Here is a 15,345-nt window from a genome sequence, read left to right as displayed (position 1 = left end):
ATCACCGCGCCCCGGAGGGCAGCCCTCGCGGGGGCCGGTGGTTACTCGCCGGACGGGGTGAGGACCTCGCGGCCGCCCAGGAACGGGCGCATCGCCTCGGGCACGCGCACGGAACCGTCGGCGAGCTGGTGGTTCTCGAGGATCGCGACGAGCCAGCGCGTGGTGGCGAGGGTGCCGTTGAGGGTGGCGGCCGCCTGCGGCTTTCCGCCCGCGTCGCGGTAGCGCACGCCGAGCCTGCGGGCCTGGAACGTCGTGCAGTTCGACGTCGACGTCAGCTCGCGGTAGGCCTCCTGCGTCGGGATCCACGCCTCGCAGTCGTACTTGCGCGCCGCGCTCGTGCCGAGGTCGCCGGCCGCCGTGTCGATCACGCGGTACGGCACCTCGATCTTGGCGAGCATGTCCTCCTCGAACGCGAGCAGCTTCTCGTGCTCGGCCTCGGCGTCCTCCGGCCGGCAGAAGACGAACATCTCGATCTTGTCGAACTGGTGCACGCGGATGATGCCGCGCGTGTCCTTGCCGTACGAACCGGCCTCGCGGCGGAAGCACGTCGACCAGCCAGCGTAACGCTTCGCGCCCGAGCCGAGGTCGATGATCTCGTCGGCGTGGTAGCCGGCGAGCGGCACCTCCGACGTTCCGACGAGATACAGGTCGTCCTCGTCGAGGTGGTAGATCTCCGACGCGTGCGCGCCGAGGAATCCGGTGCCCGCCATGACCTCCGGCCGCACGAGCACCGGCGGGATCATCAGCTGGAAGCCCTGCGCGCCGGCCTGCGCGGCGGCCATGTTCAGCAGCGCGAGCTGGAACTGCGCGCCCACGCCGGTGAGGAAGTAGAACCGCGAGCCCGACACCTTCGCGCCGCGTTCCATGTCGATCGCGCCGAGCCGTTCGCCGAGGTCGAGGTGGTCGCGCGGGGTGAAGTCGAACTCGCGCGGGGTGCCGACGTGCTTGAGCACCTCGAAGTCGTCCTCGCCGCCCGCCGGGACGCCGTCGAGCACGATGTTCGGCACGGCACGGTGGAGTTCCTCGAACTCCTCCCCGGTGCGGGCCTGTTCGGACTCGGCGTCCTTGACCTTCGCGGCCAGTTCCTTGCCGCGCGCGAGCAGTTCCTGCTTCTCGTCGCCGGCGGCCTTGCCGATCTGCTTGCCGAGTTGTTTCTGCTCGCGCGCAGCTGGTCGCGCCGGCGATCGCGGACCTGCGCTCGGCGTCGAGGGACAGCAGCCGGTCCACGACGCCCTGGTCCTCACCGCGGGCGCGCTGCGAGGCGCGCACCAGGCCGGGTCTTCGCGCAGAGTCCTGAGGTCGATCACACAGGGATCCTAACCGTCCTCCAACTGCAACCGACGGGTTGCATCAACGCCGAGGACGTGCAACCCTGTGGTTGCACGCAAAAAAGCTCCCAAGGGCCCCATAGTTGCGTTGAACGCGACCAAAGGGCCCTCGGGAGCATCGGCAGAGGCTTTGACCAGAGAGGGCACCGAGATCATGGACATGGACCGGATCGAACGTGAGATCCAGATCGACGCACCGCCGCAGCGCGTGTGGGACAAGCTGACCGAGTTCTTCTGGGTCAACGAACACGGTGAGCAGCCGGCGATCGAGACGGGCACGACGTTCGTCGCCAAGGACGAGAAGGACGTCGAGTATCCGACCGTCATCGAGACGTCCGAGCCGTACACCTACCTCGCGTACCGCTGGGCCAGCGCCTACCCGGGCCGCACGCCGGGCTCCGGCGATTCGACACTCGTCGAGTTCACGCTCACCGAGCAGGCGGGCGGGACCCGGTTGCGCGTGGTCGAGAGCGGGTTCGCGACGCTGCCCGAGCACGATGGGCGGCAGGCGTTCAAGGACAACAGCGGAGGCTGGGATTGGGTGATCGAGCAGCTGCAGACGGCGCTCGCGTGACGAAACCCGAGGTCGACGCCGTACTCGGCGCGCTGGCCGACCCGACCCGGCGGGCGTTGCTCGACGCGCTCGCCGCGCGCGGACAGGCCAGCGCGTCGGTGCTCGCGGCGGATCTGCCCGTGTCGCGGCAGGCGATCGTCAAGCACCTCGGAGTGCTCGACCAGGCCGGACTCGTCGCGGCCGAACGCACCGGTCGCGAGGTCCGCTACACCGTGCGTTCGGAGGCCCTCGACGCCACGGCCTCGTGGATGTCGGCGCTGGCGAACCAGTGGGACCGCCGACTCGAGGCGATCAAGCGCGCCGCCGAAGGCCCGTGACCCGTCCCCGAAACGCCAACACCGCGCCGCGAGTTGCCAACACCGCGACGCCAAATGCTGACACGACGACGCAGATTGCTGACACGACGACGCAGATTGCTGACACGACGACGCAGATTGCTGACACGACGACGCAGATTGCTGACACGGCGACGCAGATTGCTGACACGGCCGCGTGGGGTGCTGACACGGCGAGGGGTTAGGGGTGCACCAGGGTCTTGACGGCTTCGGCCAGGGCTTCGGGGTTGTCCTCCTGGAGGAAGTGGCCGGCGCCGGTGATCACGGGGTGTTCGCGACCCTCGGCGCCGGGGAGGCGTTCGAGGACGGGACGCATGCCCGCGGTGATCGGGTCGCCGTCGGAGAACGCGACGACCATCGGAACCCTCAGCTTGCCCAACGTCGCCCGCGCGGCGCGGTTCGCCTCGGTGGCCGGGTCGTCGGGCGTCGTCGGCACGAGCCCGGGCATCGCGCGCGGGCCCGCCTTGTACATCTCGTTCGGGAACGGCGCGTCGTAGGCGTCGCGTTCGGCCTGACCCAACTCCGTGCGGCAGCCGGACTGCACGAACCGCGCGACGTCGAGGACCTGTGCGTTCTCGACGGCGTCGTGGAACTTCCACCACACGTCGGGCATGCCCTCGTCGCCGGTGGGCAGGCCGGTGTTGGCCGGCACGACGCCCGCGAACCGCTCGGGGTGCTCGGCCACCAGCCGCAGTCCGATCAACCCGCCCCAGTCCTGGCCGACGAGCGTGACGTCGCGCAGGTCGAGCGCGTCGAACGCGAACGCGCGCATCCACTCGACGTGGGCGGCGTAGCTGTGGTCGGCGACGTCGGCGGGCTTGTCCGAGCGGCCGAACCCGACGAGGTCGGGCGCGATCGCGCGGATGCCCGCGTCGGCGAGCACCGGCAGCATCTTCCGGTACAGGAACGACCAGGTGGGCTCGCCGTGCAGGAGCAGCACGACGGGCCCGTCCGCCGGGCCGGCCTCGACGTAACCGACGCGCACGACGCCGGCCTCGGGAGTGTCGATCTCGGCGTACCGCTGGGGAACGTCGAAGTCGGGAAGGTTCTCGAAACGATCTTCTGGAGTCCGCAGTAGCCGCACGCGGCCACGGTAGCTGCTACGAGATGGCGACGGCCACCACGAGACCGAGCGCGAGGTGCGCGGCCGCCACGACGAGGCTCGCCGGCTGGAACTTCTCGTCCTCGACGGTCGAGCGCACGTCGATGCGGGTGGCGAACTCGAGTGCCCGCACCGCACCGACCTGCACGACGATGCCGATGAAACCGAACACGAGCGACGTGATCAGCCCTTCGGCCAGGTCACCGGTGGAGGCCCAGATCGCGACGACGACGATGAACGCCATCGACAGCAGACCGGACGAGACGATGATCACGGCGTTCGGCAGGCCGCGGCGCACCAGATCGGACAGCTTGCCGGGCGTGGTGAAGTCGATCGCGTAGAAGCCCGCGAACATCAGCAGCAGGCCGACGATCGCGTACAGCGTGATCGCGCCGATTCCCCAGGCGAGGTAGCCGCCGAAGTCCTCGGGCAGGGCGAGAAGCACGTCGGTGTCTCCTTAACGTCGGTTCGGCGACAGCTGCCGCCGAAAGCTCACGGGGTGTGTCGCACCGGAGTCGGACCAGGGCCGCGGGCGCGGACTACTCCGGGATCCGGTGCGGGACGAAGGCGGCTCCGTCGTCGGTGACGAGACCCGCCGTCTCGCGGATGCCCAGGCCCGCGGCGTTGTCGCCGACGATCCACGCGCCCAGTGCGGGGCGGAAACCGTCGAACTCGGGCAGGGGGTCGAACGCCTGATAGGTGTAGCCCTCCGAGCCGTAGACGCCGCCGGTCTCGGTTTCGTAGCCGGGCGCGACGATCTGCACGTTGGCGCCCTCGCGGCCGAGTTTCGGTTTGCGCACGTACTCGGTGAGCAGTCCGGGTTGGTCGTTGAACGCGGGCAGCAGGTTGGGATGTCCGGGGTAGTTCTCCCAGAGGATGCCGAGCAGCGCCTTGTTGGACAGCAGCATCTTCCACTGCGGTTCGATCCACAGGGTCTGCGGCGCGGATTCGGCCGCGTGCCTGCCGAACTCCTCCTCGACGACCCATTCCCACGGGTAGTTCTTGAGCACCGTGGACATCGGCGCCTCCTCGAGGTCGACGAACCGCTTGAGCAGCGGGTCCCAGCCGATCTCCTCGATGACGAGCGCGACGGTGTCGAGTCCGGCCTCGGCGGCGGTCTCCTGCAGGTACGTGGTGGTGATGTGGTCCTCGCCGCTGGTGTCGGCGCTCGACCACGTGAAGTGCACCTCGTTGGACGGCAGCAACCCCGCGATGTGCTGCCAGCGTTCGACGAGCTGTTCGTGGATCGAGTTCCACTGGTCGTCGTCGGGGAAGACCTCGGTCTTCCAGTGCCACTGCAGCACCGCGGCCTCGAGCAGCGAGCTCGGGGTGTCGGCGTTGTACTCGAGCAGCTTGCCAGGGCCGCGGCCGTCGTAGCGCAGGTCGAACCGGCCGTACAGGTGCGGATCGCGGCGCTTCCACGACTCGGCGATGTAGGACCACGACCACTCGGGCAGGCCGAACTCGGCGTACCGCTCGGCGGTGATCACGTGGTCGACGGCCTCGAGGCACATCGAGTGCAGCAGTTCGACGTCGGCCTCGAGGGCGAGCACCTCGTCCATGGGCAGCACGTAGTGCACGGACTCGTCCCAGTAGGGGCGCGCCTTGCCGTCGCCGTACCGGGCGGGCGTGCCGAAGACCAGGCCCTGTTCCTCGACGGTGCGCTGCCAGTCGCGCCGCGGCGCGGCGGTCGATCGATGCATGCGCGTCAGGCCCCGCCCGAACCGAAGCTGCCGCCGCTGACGCCGAACCCGCCGCGCTGCACGGTGGTGCCGGACCTGCTGGTGATGTTGGCGTTGTCGGGCCGGTTGAACGTGCCGCCCTGCACCTGCTGGCCGGGCTGGCCGGTGCCGCCGTAGTTGTAGCGGTACTGCTGCATCCCGCCGCCGGGCAACGGGATGAACATGAACCCGCCCGCGCCGACGTAGCCGCCCTGCTGCTGGGCGTAGTCCTCGTCACACAGCCGGTCGTCCTCGACGACCGTGCCGTCGGCGGTCGTGCAGGTGGCCGTCACCTCGTCGGGCTGGGCCACGAGATACCAGCCGGCGACGAGCCCCACCAGGCCGACGCCGACACCGGCGCCGATGAACAGCTTGCGCCGCGTCTCGGAGCGCTCGTCGGCCGCGAGCTGCGCCCGTTCGGCCTGTTCGGCGCGTTCCCGCTCCTCGAGCACGGCCTGCCGCCGGGCGCGCTGTTCGGCGAGCGTCGGCTCGCGGCGGGTCGTCGACGACGGATCCTGGAACCGCATGCCTCCGCGGTCGGGCGGCTCGCCCCGACCTCCGGAGCCCGGGCCGGAACCGGGCGAACCGCCGGTCGGGTTGTTCTCGTCGCTCATGTTCGAAGGCTCCACCTGTCGCACGCACTCACCCACTCGGGGCTGATCCCCAGCCTAGCGACCCACTCTTGCGACGTCGTCACGAGCGGGCATCAGGCATCATGAGAGTTGATGTCCAACGACCGTCGCCGGTTCCCGTCGGAGAACCGAACCCGAAGCAAGTCGGCACGTCGTACCCGCGTGCTCGTCGCGGGTGTCTTCGTCGGCGCCATCGCGGCCATGTCGTTGTCCTGGGTGCTCGGCTGGGGTTTCGAGACCGAGGAGGAGCGCCACCAGGCCCGGGAGGAGGCCGCGGCCGTCGCCCGGTACGAGGCGTTCAGCTCCCCGCCCGGCACGTGTCTGACCTGGCAGGCCCCCGACGCGGCCGACATCCGCACCGTCAGCTGCACCGAGCCGCATCTGTTCGAGGTGATCGACGCCGTCGACATCTCCGCGCAGTACCCGCCGAACGCGGCCAAGCCCAACGACGACGCCTGGCGCACGTTGACGATGCAGCGCTGCGGCGAGTCGGCCGGCGAGTACCTCGGCGGGCCGCTGGACCCGGAGGGCAAGCTCAGCATCGGCGTGCTGCAGCCCGACGAGCACCAGTGGTCGCAGGGCGAGCGGAAACTGCACTGCGGTCTGCAGCGCACCGCCCCCGACGGGTCGTTGCAGCCGCTCGAGGCGCCCGTGTCGGAACTCAACCAGTCGGACGTCTGGGAGGAGGGCACGTGCCTCGGCATCGAGGACGGCTCGCCCACCGCGCCCATCGACTGCGCCGAGGAGCACGCCTACGAGATGGTCGCCGTGGTCAACCTGGCCAACGAGTTCGACTCCTTCCCCGAGCCCGAGGACCAGGACGAGTTCCTCGACCGGCGCTGCAACCGGCTCGCGAACGAGTACTCCGGCGATCAGGACCTGCGGGAACAGGGCCTGATCGTCACGTGGGACACCCGCACCCAGGAGAGCTGGGACGCCGGCTCCACGCTCGTCAACTGCAAGGTCGCCGCCCTGCTCGAGGACAACAGCGGCCTCGCGCCCGTGCGCGGCAGCGTCTCCAAGGACGCCGAGGGCCAGGCGCAGACCGACGAGGGCGGCGGCTCGCAGGACGGCACCGACGGCCGCGGTGAGAACGGCGGCGACGGCAACAACGGCGGTGGCAACGACGGCGGCCAGGGCAACAACGGCGGTGGCAACGAGGGCGGAAACAACGGGGGCGGCAACGACGGCGAGAACGGCGGTGGCCAGGACCACGGCGCGTCGCAGTCCCCCGTGCCCGACTCCGAGGAGTCGGGCGACCTGACCGATCTGATCCCGGGGAACGGAGGCTGACGCGTGGCGGTCGACATGCCACTGACCCGATTCGAGGAGCTCGTCTCCGAGGCGCTCGACCAACTACCACCCGAGTTCGCCGCCGCGATGGACAACGTGGTCGTGCTGGTCGAGGAGCACGACGAGCACGAGCCCGACATCCTCGGCCTCTACCACGGCGTGGCCCTGACCGACCGTGGCCACGACTACGGCGGCGTGCTGCCCGACCGCATCTCGATCTACCGGCAGCCGATCCTCGCGATATGCCACAGCGAGCAGGACGTCGTCGAGGAAGTGAAGATCACCGTCGTGCACGAGGTCGCCCACCACTTCGGCATCGACGACCGGCGCCTGCACGAGCTCGGCTGGGGCTGAGGCCCCCTCACCGGCCTGCTCAGCCGCCGGTGAAGCAGGTCCGCTCGCCGTCGCGGACCAGGCAGGCCCGCACCCGGTCGAGCCGTTCTGCCGGCACCGCGAGCATCGGCGTGGCCAGTGCGCCGCGGGCGTCGAACTCGTCGCGCACCAGCGCCTGCTGGGTCTCCCCGGCCTCGCCGTCCGGCCCGGCGACCTCGACGACGTCGCCGATCACGCCGCGGTCGATGCGCGCCCACACCGTCTCGCACCCGGGCGAACTGTTGATCTTCACGACGGTCCCCTCGGCGAACCGCCTCTCGTCGACCGGGACGGGCGGGGAGTCGACCGTCGCGCACGCGAGCGTCTCCGCGTCCTCACCGGCGCACTCCTCACCCCGGCACAGCGGGCCGCCCTCCTCGGTGCCGGGCCGGGCACCGGAGGGGGCGTGTTCGACATCGCCGCCGGCGGCGACCTGTCCCCCGCCGCCGGGCTCGCCGGACTCGCCGCCGGAGTCGCCGCCCGGCAGGAGGCCCCAGGCGAGCACGCCCACCAACGCGACCACCGACACCACCGCCACGCCGACCATCGTGGGGTAGCCCGACCTGCGCGCCTCCCCGCGGGACGCCGGCGCGGCATCGGCCCCGTGGTCCCCGCCGGACTCCGTTTCGGGCCGTGGGTCGGGCGGTGTGGCCCCGGTGCCGGCCTCCGCCGCAGCGCGTCGTTTCCGTGCCTCGTCGGCGATGTCGCGCAGCATCACGACCCGTTCGACACGGTCGGCCTCGACGCCGGCGAGCGCGCACAGCCGGGTCACGGCGTCGCGCGGCGGCACGGCCTCACCGCTCAGATACCGGCCCCACGACGACTTGCTGTACGGCGTCTTCGCGGCCAGCGCGGCCAGGCTCAGCCGCGTCGCGGAGCGGATCTCGCCCAGCGTCTCGGCGAGCCGGGCACTCTCCGGCGGGACGGCAGGCTGCGCCGTCCGCCGGGCACGCGACCGCTGCTGGGACCGGCCCTGCGACTGGGACTCGGGGTCGGGCCGGGTCACGGCTCCTCCTGTCCGCGCAGCACACGCCACGTGTCGGGGCCGACGATGCCGTCGACGGCGATGTGCGCCTGGTCCTGCAGGCGCCGGACGGAACGGTCCGTGGCCCAGCTGTACTGCCCGTCGACGGCGCCGGGCGCGATGTCGTGGTGCTCGAGCAGGCACTGGATCTCCACGACCGTCCAGCCCTGCGTGTCCGGCAGCACGAGGTCGGTGCGGCTGCGGCTGTAGCCGGCGTAGAGGAGGTCGTCGTCGGCATCGCGGTCGACGTCGCACTCGTGGCGGGCGCCGGGTTCGAAGGTGTACTCGCCGAACTGCGGATGCGGCGGCTCGTCCAGCGTCCCGTCGTCCTCGGCGGCACCTCCCTGGGCGGCACCGTCCTGGGCCGCACCCCCGCCTTCCGTGTTCTCCCAGGGGGCGAGCACCAGCAGGCCGGCGAGCATGACGAGTGCCGTCGTGACGCTCGTGAGCAGCATCGGGATCCACGGCACCGGCCGGAACTGCACGGCCGGGCTGGGAGCCGGAGCGGGGACCGGCGCGGGGCGGGTTCGGACCGGGGTCCGGGATCCGGCCCGGGTTCGGGGTCGGCCTGGTCGGCGGGTGGTTCGGCGGCGAGCTCACGCAGAGCCAGCAGCGGTGCGGGCGCGGCGCCGGCGAGGCGGGCGATTCCCTCGATCGCGTGCTGCGAGGGCAGGGCCCTTCCGTTGAGGTAGCGATCCCAGGACGATGTGCTGACCTCGGTCCGCGCCGCGATCGACGCGATACTCAGCTCGGTGCGGTCCTTGTGCTCGCGCAACGCCTCGGCGAGAGCGCGCGCATGCGGCTCCAGCGATTCCGGCAGCTCTCTCCACCGAGCCACATGACCCCCTTCGGGTACGTCGAACCGGGCACAAGGTGCAAACGTCTGCATCTTGCCCGGTCGAGTCCCGCCACCGGAAGGGCTCCCCGGCGTCCCGGCGGGACATCACAGCCCGCGGCCCAACCGCAGGTCGCCGGCGCATTCGTCCCGGGGACACCCCACTTCGCCGTGACGTCTGGCCCCGGCCCCACCGCGACCCGCACGCTGGAAGCACGCAGGTACCGCATGCCTGCGGCCGACCCGGGTCTTTCGCAGGGAACCGCTGGGGGAAGCGCACGAGGGGCGATCGACCCGGGTCACTCCAGTCCCGTTCACCGCACGGGGAAGGGCGGTGAACGAACACGACCGGACCGCCGCCGGGCCCAGCACGGGCCGGGCACAGGTCCGCGACCACTGGGGGTAAGAGGTGCCCGGCGGCCGGTTTCGGCCGCCGGGCACCTCCTCTCCGAACCGCCGCACGGCATCCACACACCGGCGCTCAGCGGGCCGCGGTAGAGATCAACTTGTCGACTTTCCAGGGCCAACAGGGTGATCTCTCCCCTGCGAAAGTTGCATCTTCGGACAAACCACTCGCCCATTCGGGTTGAATCACTGGCGGCGAACACGCCGACACGCTCTGCTCTACATCGATGCCCAGCGATGCCCCGAGCGCCGGCGCTCCCCCGCGCAGCCGGCGAGGACTACCCCTGCTGTTGGGCGCGAACGCGGCCGCGAATCTGGGTGACGGCATCGCGAAGGTCGCGTTCCCCCTGCTGGCCGCGACGGTGACGCGCGACCCGGTGCTGATCGCGGGCCTGTCGGCCGCCCAGTTCCTGCCCTGGCTGCTGCTGGCGGTCCTGGCGGGCGCGATGCTCGACCGGATCGACCGACGCAAGGCGATCGTCGTCGCCAACGCGGCCCGGGCCGCGGCGATCGGCGGCATGGCCGTGCTCGTCGCGCTGGGTGAGGCGTCGATCTGGATGGTCTACGTCGGCGCCGTGGTCGTCGGCGTCGCCGAGGTGGTCGCCGACAGCGCGGCCAACGTCCTCGTGCCCTCGGTGGTCGACAAGAGCGGCCTGTCGGGGGCCAGCAGCAAACTGCAGGCCACCGAGATCATCGGGCAGACGTTCGCGGGCGGACCGCTCGGCAGTCTCACGTTCGCCGTGTTCGCGGCGTTCCCGTTCCTGCTGACGTCGGCCTCGTTCACGATCGCCGCCGCGTTGATGATCGCCCTGGCCGGCAGTTTCCGCCCCGAACGACCACCGGCCGACGAACGCCCCGCGGCCGCGTTACGCCGCGACCTCGGCGACGGCATGCGGTGGCTCACCAGGGAACCGACCATGTGGCGGCTCGTCATCGCCGCGGGCGGCCTCGCGTTGACCTCGGAGCTCGCCCAGGCCCAGCTCGTGCTGTACGCGCTGGAGGACCTGTCGCTGACCGAGGCGGCGTTCGGCGTGTTCGGCCTCGCGGGCGGGGTCGGCGGACTGGCGGGCGCGGCCGTCGCGTCCCGCCTGGTCGAACGGTTCCGCGCCCGCTACGTGCTCGCGGGCGGCATGGCCACGAGCGGGCTGGGGTTCATCGCCATGGGCCTCACCGACAACCCCGTGCTGGGCGCGGTCCTGTTCGGACTGTTCGCGGCCGCGATGGTCGTGGCCAACGTCCTGCTCGCCACCGTCCGCTACCGCCTCGTGCCCGAGGAACTGCTCGGCCGGGTCCTCGGCGTGTGGCGGACGGTGGTGTGGGGCATGCTGCCCGTCGGCGCCCTGCTCGGCGGCCTGCTGACCACCGTGCTGGGCACCACGAGCGCGACGTTCGCGTTCTCCGGCGCCTGCCAGGTGGCCCTCGCCGTCGTCACGCTCATCGCCGCGACCCACCTGACCCGTAGCAAGGCCCGGGCCCGGGCCGCGGAGCCGACGGATTCCGCCGACTCCGAGCACGGCCCGACGCAGGACGGGACCACGCGGGACTGACACCGCGTCCGGGGTCGTCAGCCTCCCGGCTCGATGGTCTTGACGGTCAACTGGTGTCCTTGCGGCGTGGTCGCGCAGCCGGTGCCCGGGGCGGGCAGGTACATCGCGTCGGTCTCCTGCGGCGCGTACACGCGCAGCCCGCGCACGGGCGTGGGGTGGCAGTCGGCCGGCGCGTAGTTGTGCACCTGCACGAACCCGACGGGTGCGTGCGCGACCTGCCCCGGCTGCAGCGTCACCGGATCGCCCTTGGTTCCCGCGCGGTAGGCGGCCGGGCCGACCTGGTGCCCGTCGTCGCCCGCGACGTAGGAGACGCCGGGGAATCCGTGCAGCGCGCACGGCGCGTCGCCGGTGTTGGTGAACCGCAGCGGCCGGTAGTGCGTGCCGGTGGCACCCTCGCCGCGGCCGAGGGACAGCTCGAGATCGCCCGCCCGGCACAACTCCGCGCCGGCACCCTCCCGGGACTCGCCCGCCGGATTCTCACCCGTATTCGCACCCCCGGGAACTGTCGGAACCGCCTGTTTCGGCGCATCCCCTACCGTTCCGGCGGCATTTCCGTCGCTTTCGAGGCGATTGTTGTCGTTGTTGCTGTTGTTGCTGTTGCCGATGTGGTTGCGGTTTCCGTCGCCGCTGTTGTCGCGACCCTGCGTCGCGGGGGATTCTTCCGGCGCCTGCGCGGTCGACTGCTGTCCCGGCATCGCGGGCGGGGCGACGTCGAGGCCGCCGTGTACTGCCGCGGGGTCGGCTCCGGCGCCGCCGCAACCTGCGAGAACGAGGGCCAGCGCCCCCGCGACCGCGGTGCCTGCGACGGTTGCCGGCGTGCGCCGGGCCGATGTGGTCGGGGCGGTTTCACCAATCTTGTCCATCACGCGCCTCCCTGTGCCGAGTGTCGGCTACCCCGAGGACGTAACGGAAACGCGATCGGTTGCGTGGATTCTTTCCACAATGCGCCGATGGTGCGACGGAACGTGCCCCTATCCGGCGAACCGAGCCGGGAACGAGAGCCTGGATGAACGCGAATTCCGCCCGGCCGAAGGCGTCAGTTCGACACCGGAATTCCCGCCCATTCGGAGCAGCGCCAGACGTGGTCGGGGTCGGCGTCGAGGCGGACGTGGGCGGTGTTGGGCAGCAGGCCGGTGTCGGTGATCTCGGGCGTCACGTTGGGCGCGAGCCATTCGGCGGCGAGCCGGATCGCGCCGCCGTGGCTGACCAGCACGACCGTGTCGGCGGTGCCGAGGTGGCGTTCGCGGATCGCGTCGACGGCGGCGAGGTAGCGGCTCCGCACCTGCCGGCCGCTCTCGCCGCCGGGCAGCGGCACGTCGAGGTTGCCCTGCACCCACTGGTGCACGACCGTGCCGTAGGCCTCGATGGCCTCCCGGTCGCCGCGGCCCTCGAGGTCGCCGACCGACACCTCGTGCACCCCGTCGAGCACCCGCACCGGCAGCGACAGTGCGTCGGCCAGGGGCGCCGCGGTCTGCTGCGCGCGCGTCGCGTGGGAGGCGTACACGGCGGCGACCTGCTGCGGGACGAACGTGTCGATCAGCGCGTCGGCCTGTTTCCGGCCCAGTTCGGTCAACGGCGGGCCGGGCAGTGCGGTGTCGAGGATCTTGTGGACGTTGGCCTCGCTCTGGGCATGCCGCACCAGGTACAGCCTCACGCGATCTCTCCCTTGCGGACGGCCTCGACCCATGCGTCGGCGGCGACGAAGTCGTCGTTACCGGCGCCCGGTTCGATCGTGGCCGCGACCCCGTCGGCGCGCGGATGGGAGCCGAGGAAGCCCACGGACAGGGATCGCCTGCGCAGCGCCGTCAACGCGTCGGCGATGCGGGGTTCGGCGATGTGGCCCTCGAAGTCGAAGAAGAACCGGTAGGTGCCGTAGTCGCCCTTGACGGGGCGGGCGTCGAGCCGGGTGAGGTTGATGCCGCGCGTCGCCAGCTCGGCGAGCAGCCCGGCCAACGAACCGGTGCGGTTGGCCGCGGCGACGACGATCGACGTCCGGTCGGCGCCGGTCGGCGCGGGCAACGTGCCCGGCCTGCGCAGCAGCAGGAAACGGGTGCGGGCGTCGGCGAGGTCGGCGACGTCGGTGGCCAGGGTCTTGAGCGGGTAGTGCTCGGCGGCGACCGGGGCGACGACGGCCGCGTCGTACTCGCCGTTCAGGACGCCGACGGCCGCGCCCGCCGTGGACGAGGCGGGCAGCTGCTCGGCGTCCGGCAGGTGCTCGGCGAGCCAGTCGCGGACCTGTGCGAGCGCGTGCGGATGGCTGGCGACGGTGCGCGGCGGGTCGGCCACCGGATCGCGGTCGGCGCCCACGAGCACCGTGAACCGGATCGGCAGGAGCGCCTCGCGACCGCGACGAGCGGGTCGCCGGACACGGCGCTGTCGAGCGTCGCGGTGACCGGACCCTCGACGGAATTCTCGACCGGAACGCACGCGCCGTCGGCGGCTCCGCCGCGCACCGCGTCGAACGCCGCCGGGATGGTCTCCACAGGCACCAGCTGGTCACCGCCGGCGAGAACCCTCGCCGCCTGTTCGGTGAACGTGCCCTCCGGGCCGAAGAACGCGATGCGTACCACAACGGACAAGGCTACCGACCGCGAAGATGTTCACTCCCACAGCCCGTTACACGAGTTGCGCGCATTTGCAATGCTGTATACGTGACCGCCGAATCAGGCACCCATATGACGTGGAATGGCGTGGCTGACGTGACCGGTGCCGGACGCGGCACCGGGGAGTCGAGCGCCACTCCGCGGCTCGTCCTGTGCGCCATCGACGAACCGTTGGCGCGGGCGTGGGAGACGGTGCCGGAGAAGGTGTCCGGCACCGTGTCGGTGCACCAGGGGTCGGTGCTCGACATTCCCGCGCAGGCACTGGTGAGCCCCGCCAACTCGTACGGCTGGATGCGCGGCGGCATCGATGCGTTGTACGCCAAGGCTTTCCCCGAACTCGAACAGCGCGTGCGGAGCGCGGTCCTGGCCTCGCACGGCGGGGAGCTGCCCGTCGGCGAGGCGCTCGTCGTGCCCACCGGCGAACCGGAACCGGCATGGTTGATCAGCGCGCCCACGATGCGCGAACCCGGCGAACAGCTGCCGCCCGACACCGTGCACCCCTACCTCGCGGCCAAGGCCGTGTTCGACCTGTGGTCCACCGGCACCGTCGAGACCGAGGAAGGCACCCACGCCCTGCGCGACGTCATCACCACGATCGCCATGCCCGGCCTCGGCACCGGCGTCGGCGGCGTCGCCCCCGACACCTGCGCCCACCAGGTCGCCGCAGCCTGGGACGAAGTCTTCGGCTGACCGGGCGACCTGGGCGTTTCCGGCTACGATCGGCGGTCATGTCGCAGCCGTTCGCCGTGCGCCCCGAGTGGCAGGCCGAGTTCGAACGACGGTGGTCGCGGGCGAGTACGACACTCACCGTCGCCGTGGTGGGCTCGCAGACGGTCGTCCTCGTCACGACGGTCATCGCCCTCGTCCTGTCGCGGTGGTGGGCGGCGGCGCTCTCGGTGCTGCTCGTCGTGCCGATCGCGGCGTACCTGCTGTGGTTCGTGCTGTCCTCGCGCTACCTGACCCATCCGCAGCGCAAGTGGTGGATGCTCCGCGTCGCGGGGCTCGGCGCCCTCCAGCCGTACGGTGTGGTGTTCCCGGTGGTGCTGTCCGCGTTCCAGGGGCGTGAACCGGCGTGGGTGCTCGTCGTCATCGCCGTCGTCGCGGTCGTCGCCGCCTCGCTGGCCACCTGGTCCGCGCACGGCATGCTGTACGGCTCCCCGGCCGGCGACCCGACGTCGCCCGCCGACCCGATCGCCCTGGCCGCCGCGGCCCCCGGGCTGTTGCTCGAGCACGACATGCGGATGCACAGCACCCTCCGGGACTGCCGGGTGTCGATGGACGGTCAGGCGCTGCGCTGGCGGCTACGGGCCGCGTCGGGCGGCCTCGTCAGGTTCACGGTCGGTTCCGGGCAACTGCCGCTCGAGCACATCACGGGCATCCGCTTCGCCCGCGTCGATCCGGGCGCGGAGCCGCTGCTGGACGGGCGCGTCCCCGTGCCGGCCGGTCCGGTGGTGGTCGTCGCGACCCCGTACGGCGAGGTGCCGTTCGCGGTGAGGAATCCGCCGCTGTTCGCCGCCCAGCTGCACGCACGTCTGCAGAACCTCGGCCGGCAGGTGCCGACCCCGCACTGACGG

The 15,345-nt window shown here is 71.5% G+C and carries 15 protein-coding genes and 3 pseudogenes; 7 read left to right on the top strand and 11 right to left on the bottom strand.

Annotated features, from left to right (window positions below; genetic code table 11):
* Positions 1 to 41: 41 nt before the first annotated feature.
* Positions 42 to 1,307 (bottom strand): annotated as a pseudogene (gene serS, locus BJF85_RS24100) (serine--tRNA ligase).
* Positions 1,308 to 1,458: 151 nt separating this feature from the next.
* Here serS and BJF85_RS24095 point away from each other — a divergent pair.
* Together BJF85_RS24095 and BJF85_RS24090 are read left to right on the top strand one after the other, a co-directional pair.
* Positions 1,459 to 1,902: an SRPBCC domain-containing protein gene (locus BJF85_RS24095; protein ID WP_255375899.1), complete on the top strand. Its 444-nt coding sequence runs from the start codon at positions 1,459 to 1,461 to the stop codon at positions 1,900 to 1,902.
* Complete coding sequence (locus BJF85_RS24090; protein ID WP_075850227.1) at positions 1,899 to 2,219, top strand: helix-turn-helix transcriptional regulator; 321 nt, start codon at positions 1,899 to 1,901, stop codon at positions 2,217 to 2,219. Before BJF85_RS24095 ends, BJF85_RS24090 begins: the two co-directional genes overlap by 4 nt.
* 199 nt (positions 2,220 to 2,418) lie before the next feature.
* Here BJF85_RS24090 and BJF85_RS24085 read toward each other — a convergent pair whose 3' ends face one another.
* The 4 genes from BJF85_RS24085 to BJF85_RS24070 all read right to left on the bottom strand — a co-directional run bounded on the left by BJF85_RS24085 (position 2,419) and on the right by BJF85_RS24070 (position 5,674).
* The gene (locus BJF85_RS24085; RefSeq protein WP_075850226.1) at positions 2,419 to 3,321 is read right to left on the bottom strand and encodes a haloalkane dehalogenase; all 903 of its coding nucleotides are present in this window, start codon (positions 3,319 to 3,321) and stop codon (positions 2,419 to 2,421) included.
* Positions 3,322 to 3,337: 16 nt separating this feature from the next.
* A complete protein-coding gene (locus tag BJF85_RS24080) occupies positions 3,338 to 3,784 on the bottom strand; it encodes a DUF350 domain-containing protein (RefSeq protein WP_075850225.1) in 447 nt (148 codons plus the stop codon).
* Between the two features lie 94 nt (positions 3,785 to 3,878).
* A complete protein-coding gene (locus tag BJF85_RS24075) occupies positions 3,879 to 5,042 on the bottom strand; it encodes a glutathionylspermidine synthase family protein (RefSeq protein WP_075850224.1) in 1,164 nt (387 codons plus the stop codon).
* Between the two features lie 5 nt (positions 5,043 to 5,047).
* Positions 5,048 to 5,674 carry a hypothetical protein gene (locus BJF85_RS24070; RefSeq protein ID WP_369822289.1) on the bottom strand — a complete coding sequence of 209 codons (627 nt, stop codon included), beginning with the start codon at positions 5,672 to 5,674 and terminating at the stop codon, positions 5,048 to 5,050.
* A 111-nt stretch (positions 5,675 to 5,785) separates the two neighbouring features.
* Between BJF85_RS24070 and BJF85_RS24065 the strand changes: the two genes are divergently transcribed.
* Entirely contained in the window at positions 5,786 to 6,985 is a 1,200-nt protein-coding gene (locus tag BJF85_RS24065; protein ID WP_075850223.1) for a septum formation family protein, read from the top strand.
* A gap of 15 nt (positions 6,986 to 7,000) precedes the next feature.
* Entirely contained in the window at positions 7,001 to 7,339 is a 339-nt protein-coding gene (locus BJF85_RS24060) for a metallopeptidase family protein (RefSeq protein WP_369822293.1), read from the top strand.
* Between the two features lie 19 nt (positions 7,340 to 7,358).
* On the opposite strand, the gene BJF85_RS24055 is transcribed toward BJF85_RS24060, so the two are convergent.
* The 3 genes and pseudogenes from BJF85_RS24055 to BJF85_RS31765 all read right to left on the bottom strand — a co-directional run.
* Complete coding sequence (locus BJF85_RS24055) at positions 7,359 to 8,363, bottom strand: helix-turn-helix transcriptional regulator (protein ID WP_075850221.1); 1,005 nt, start codon at positions 8,361 to 8,363, stop codon at positions 7,359 to 7,361.
* The gene (locus BJF85_RS26890) at positions 8,360 to 8,836 is read right to left on the bottom strand and encodes a peptidoglycan-binding protein (RefSeq protein WP_139320833.1); all 477 of its coding nucleotides are present in this window, start codon (positions 8,834 to 8,836) and stop codon (positions 8,360 to 8,362) included. The genes BJF85_RS24055 and BJF85_RS26890 overlap by 4 nt, the downstream gene beginning before the upstream one ends.
* A 167-nt stretch (positions 8,837 to 9,003) precedes the next feature.
* A pseudogene (locus BJF85_RS31765) lies at positions 9,004 to 9,270 on the bottom strand (helix-turn-helix domain-containing protein); the annotation flags it as partial.
* Between the two features lie 578 nt (positions 9,271 to 9,848).
* On the opposite strand from BJF85_RS31765, the gene BJF85_RS24045 reads away from it, so the two are divergent.
* A complete protein-coding gene (locus BJF85_RS24045) occupies positions 9,849 to 11,168 on the top strand; it encodes an MFS transporter (RefSeq protein ID WP_083666665.1) in 1,320 nt (439 codons plus the stop codon).
* Between the two features lie 17 nt (positions 11,169 to 11,185).
* Here BJF85_RS24045 and BJF85_RS24040 read toward each other — a convergent pair whose 3' ends face one another.
* The 3 genes and pseudogenes from BJF85_RS24040 to pheA all read right to left on the bottom strand — a co-directional run bounded on the left by BJF85_RS24040 (position 11,186) and on the right by pheA (position 13,738).
* Complete coding sequence (locus tag BJF85_RS24040; protein ID WP_255375898.1) at positions 11,186 to 12,031, bottom strand: DUF4232 domain-containing protein; 846 nt, start codon at positions 12,029 to 12,031, stop codon at positions 11,186 to 11,188.
* A gap of 173 nt (positions 12,032 to 12,204) precedes the next feature.
* Positions 12,205 to 12,822: a histidine phosphatase family protein gene (locus tag BJF85_RS24035; protein ID WP_075850219.1), complete on the bottom strand. Its 618-nt coding sequence runs from the start codon at positions 12,820 to 12,822 to the stop codon at positions 12,205 to 12,207.
* Positions 12,819 to 13,738 (bottom strand): annotated as a pseudogene (gene pheA, locus BJF85_RS24030) (prephenate dehydratase). The gene BJF85_RS24035 and the pseudogene pheA overlap by 4 nt, the downstream one beginning before the upstream one ends.
* A gap of 81 nt (positions 13,739 to 13,819) precedes the next feature.
* On the opposite strand from pheA, the gene BJF85_RS24025 reads away from it, so the two are divergent.
* Both BJF85_RS24025 and BJF85_RS24020 read left to right on the top strand, forming a co-directional pair.
* Complete coding sequence (locus BJF85_RS24025; protein WP_075850218.1) at positions 13,820 to 14,461, top strand: macro domain-containing protein; 642 nt, start codon at positions 13,820 to 13,822, stop codon at positions 14,459 to 14,461.
* Between the two features lie 38 nt (positions 14,462 to 14,499).
* On the top strand, positions 14,500 to 15,342 hold the full coding sequence (locus BJF85_RS24020; RefSeq protein ID WP_075850217.1) for a hypothetical protein: 843 nt from the start codon (positions 14,500 to 14,502) through the stop codon (positions 15,340 to 15,342).
* The last annotated feature ends 3 nt before the right edge of the window (positions 15,343 to 15,345 follow it).

Origin of the sequence: Saccharomonospora sp. CUA-673 (assembly GCF_001942305.1) — a bacterium.
Classification (GTDB): domain Bacteria; phylum Actinomycetota; class Actinomycetes; order Mycobacteriales; family Pseudonocardiaceae; genus Prauserella.
The sequence above is the reverse complement of the archived record's forward strand: the minus strand, read 5'-3'. Positions and strand labels throughout refer to the sequence as shown.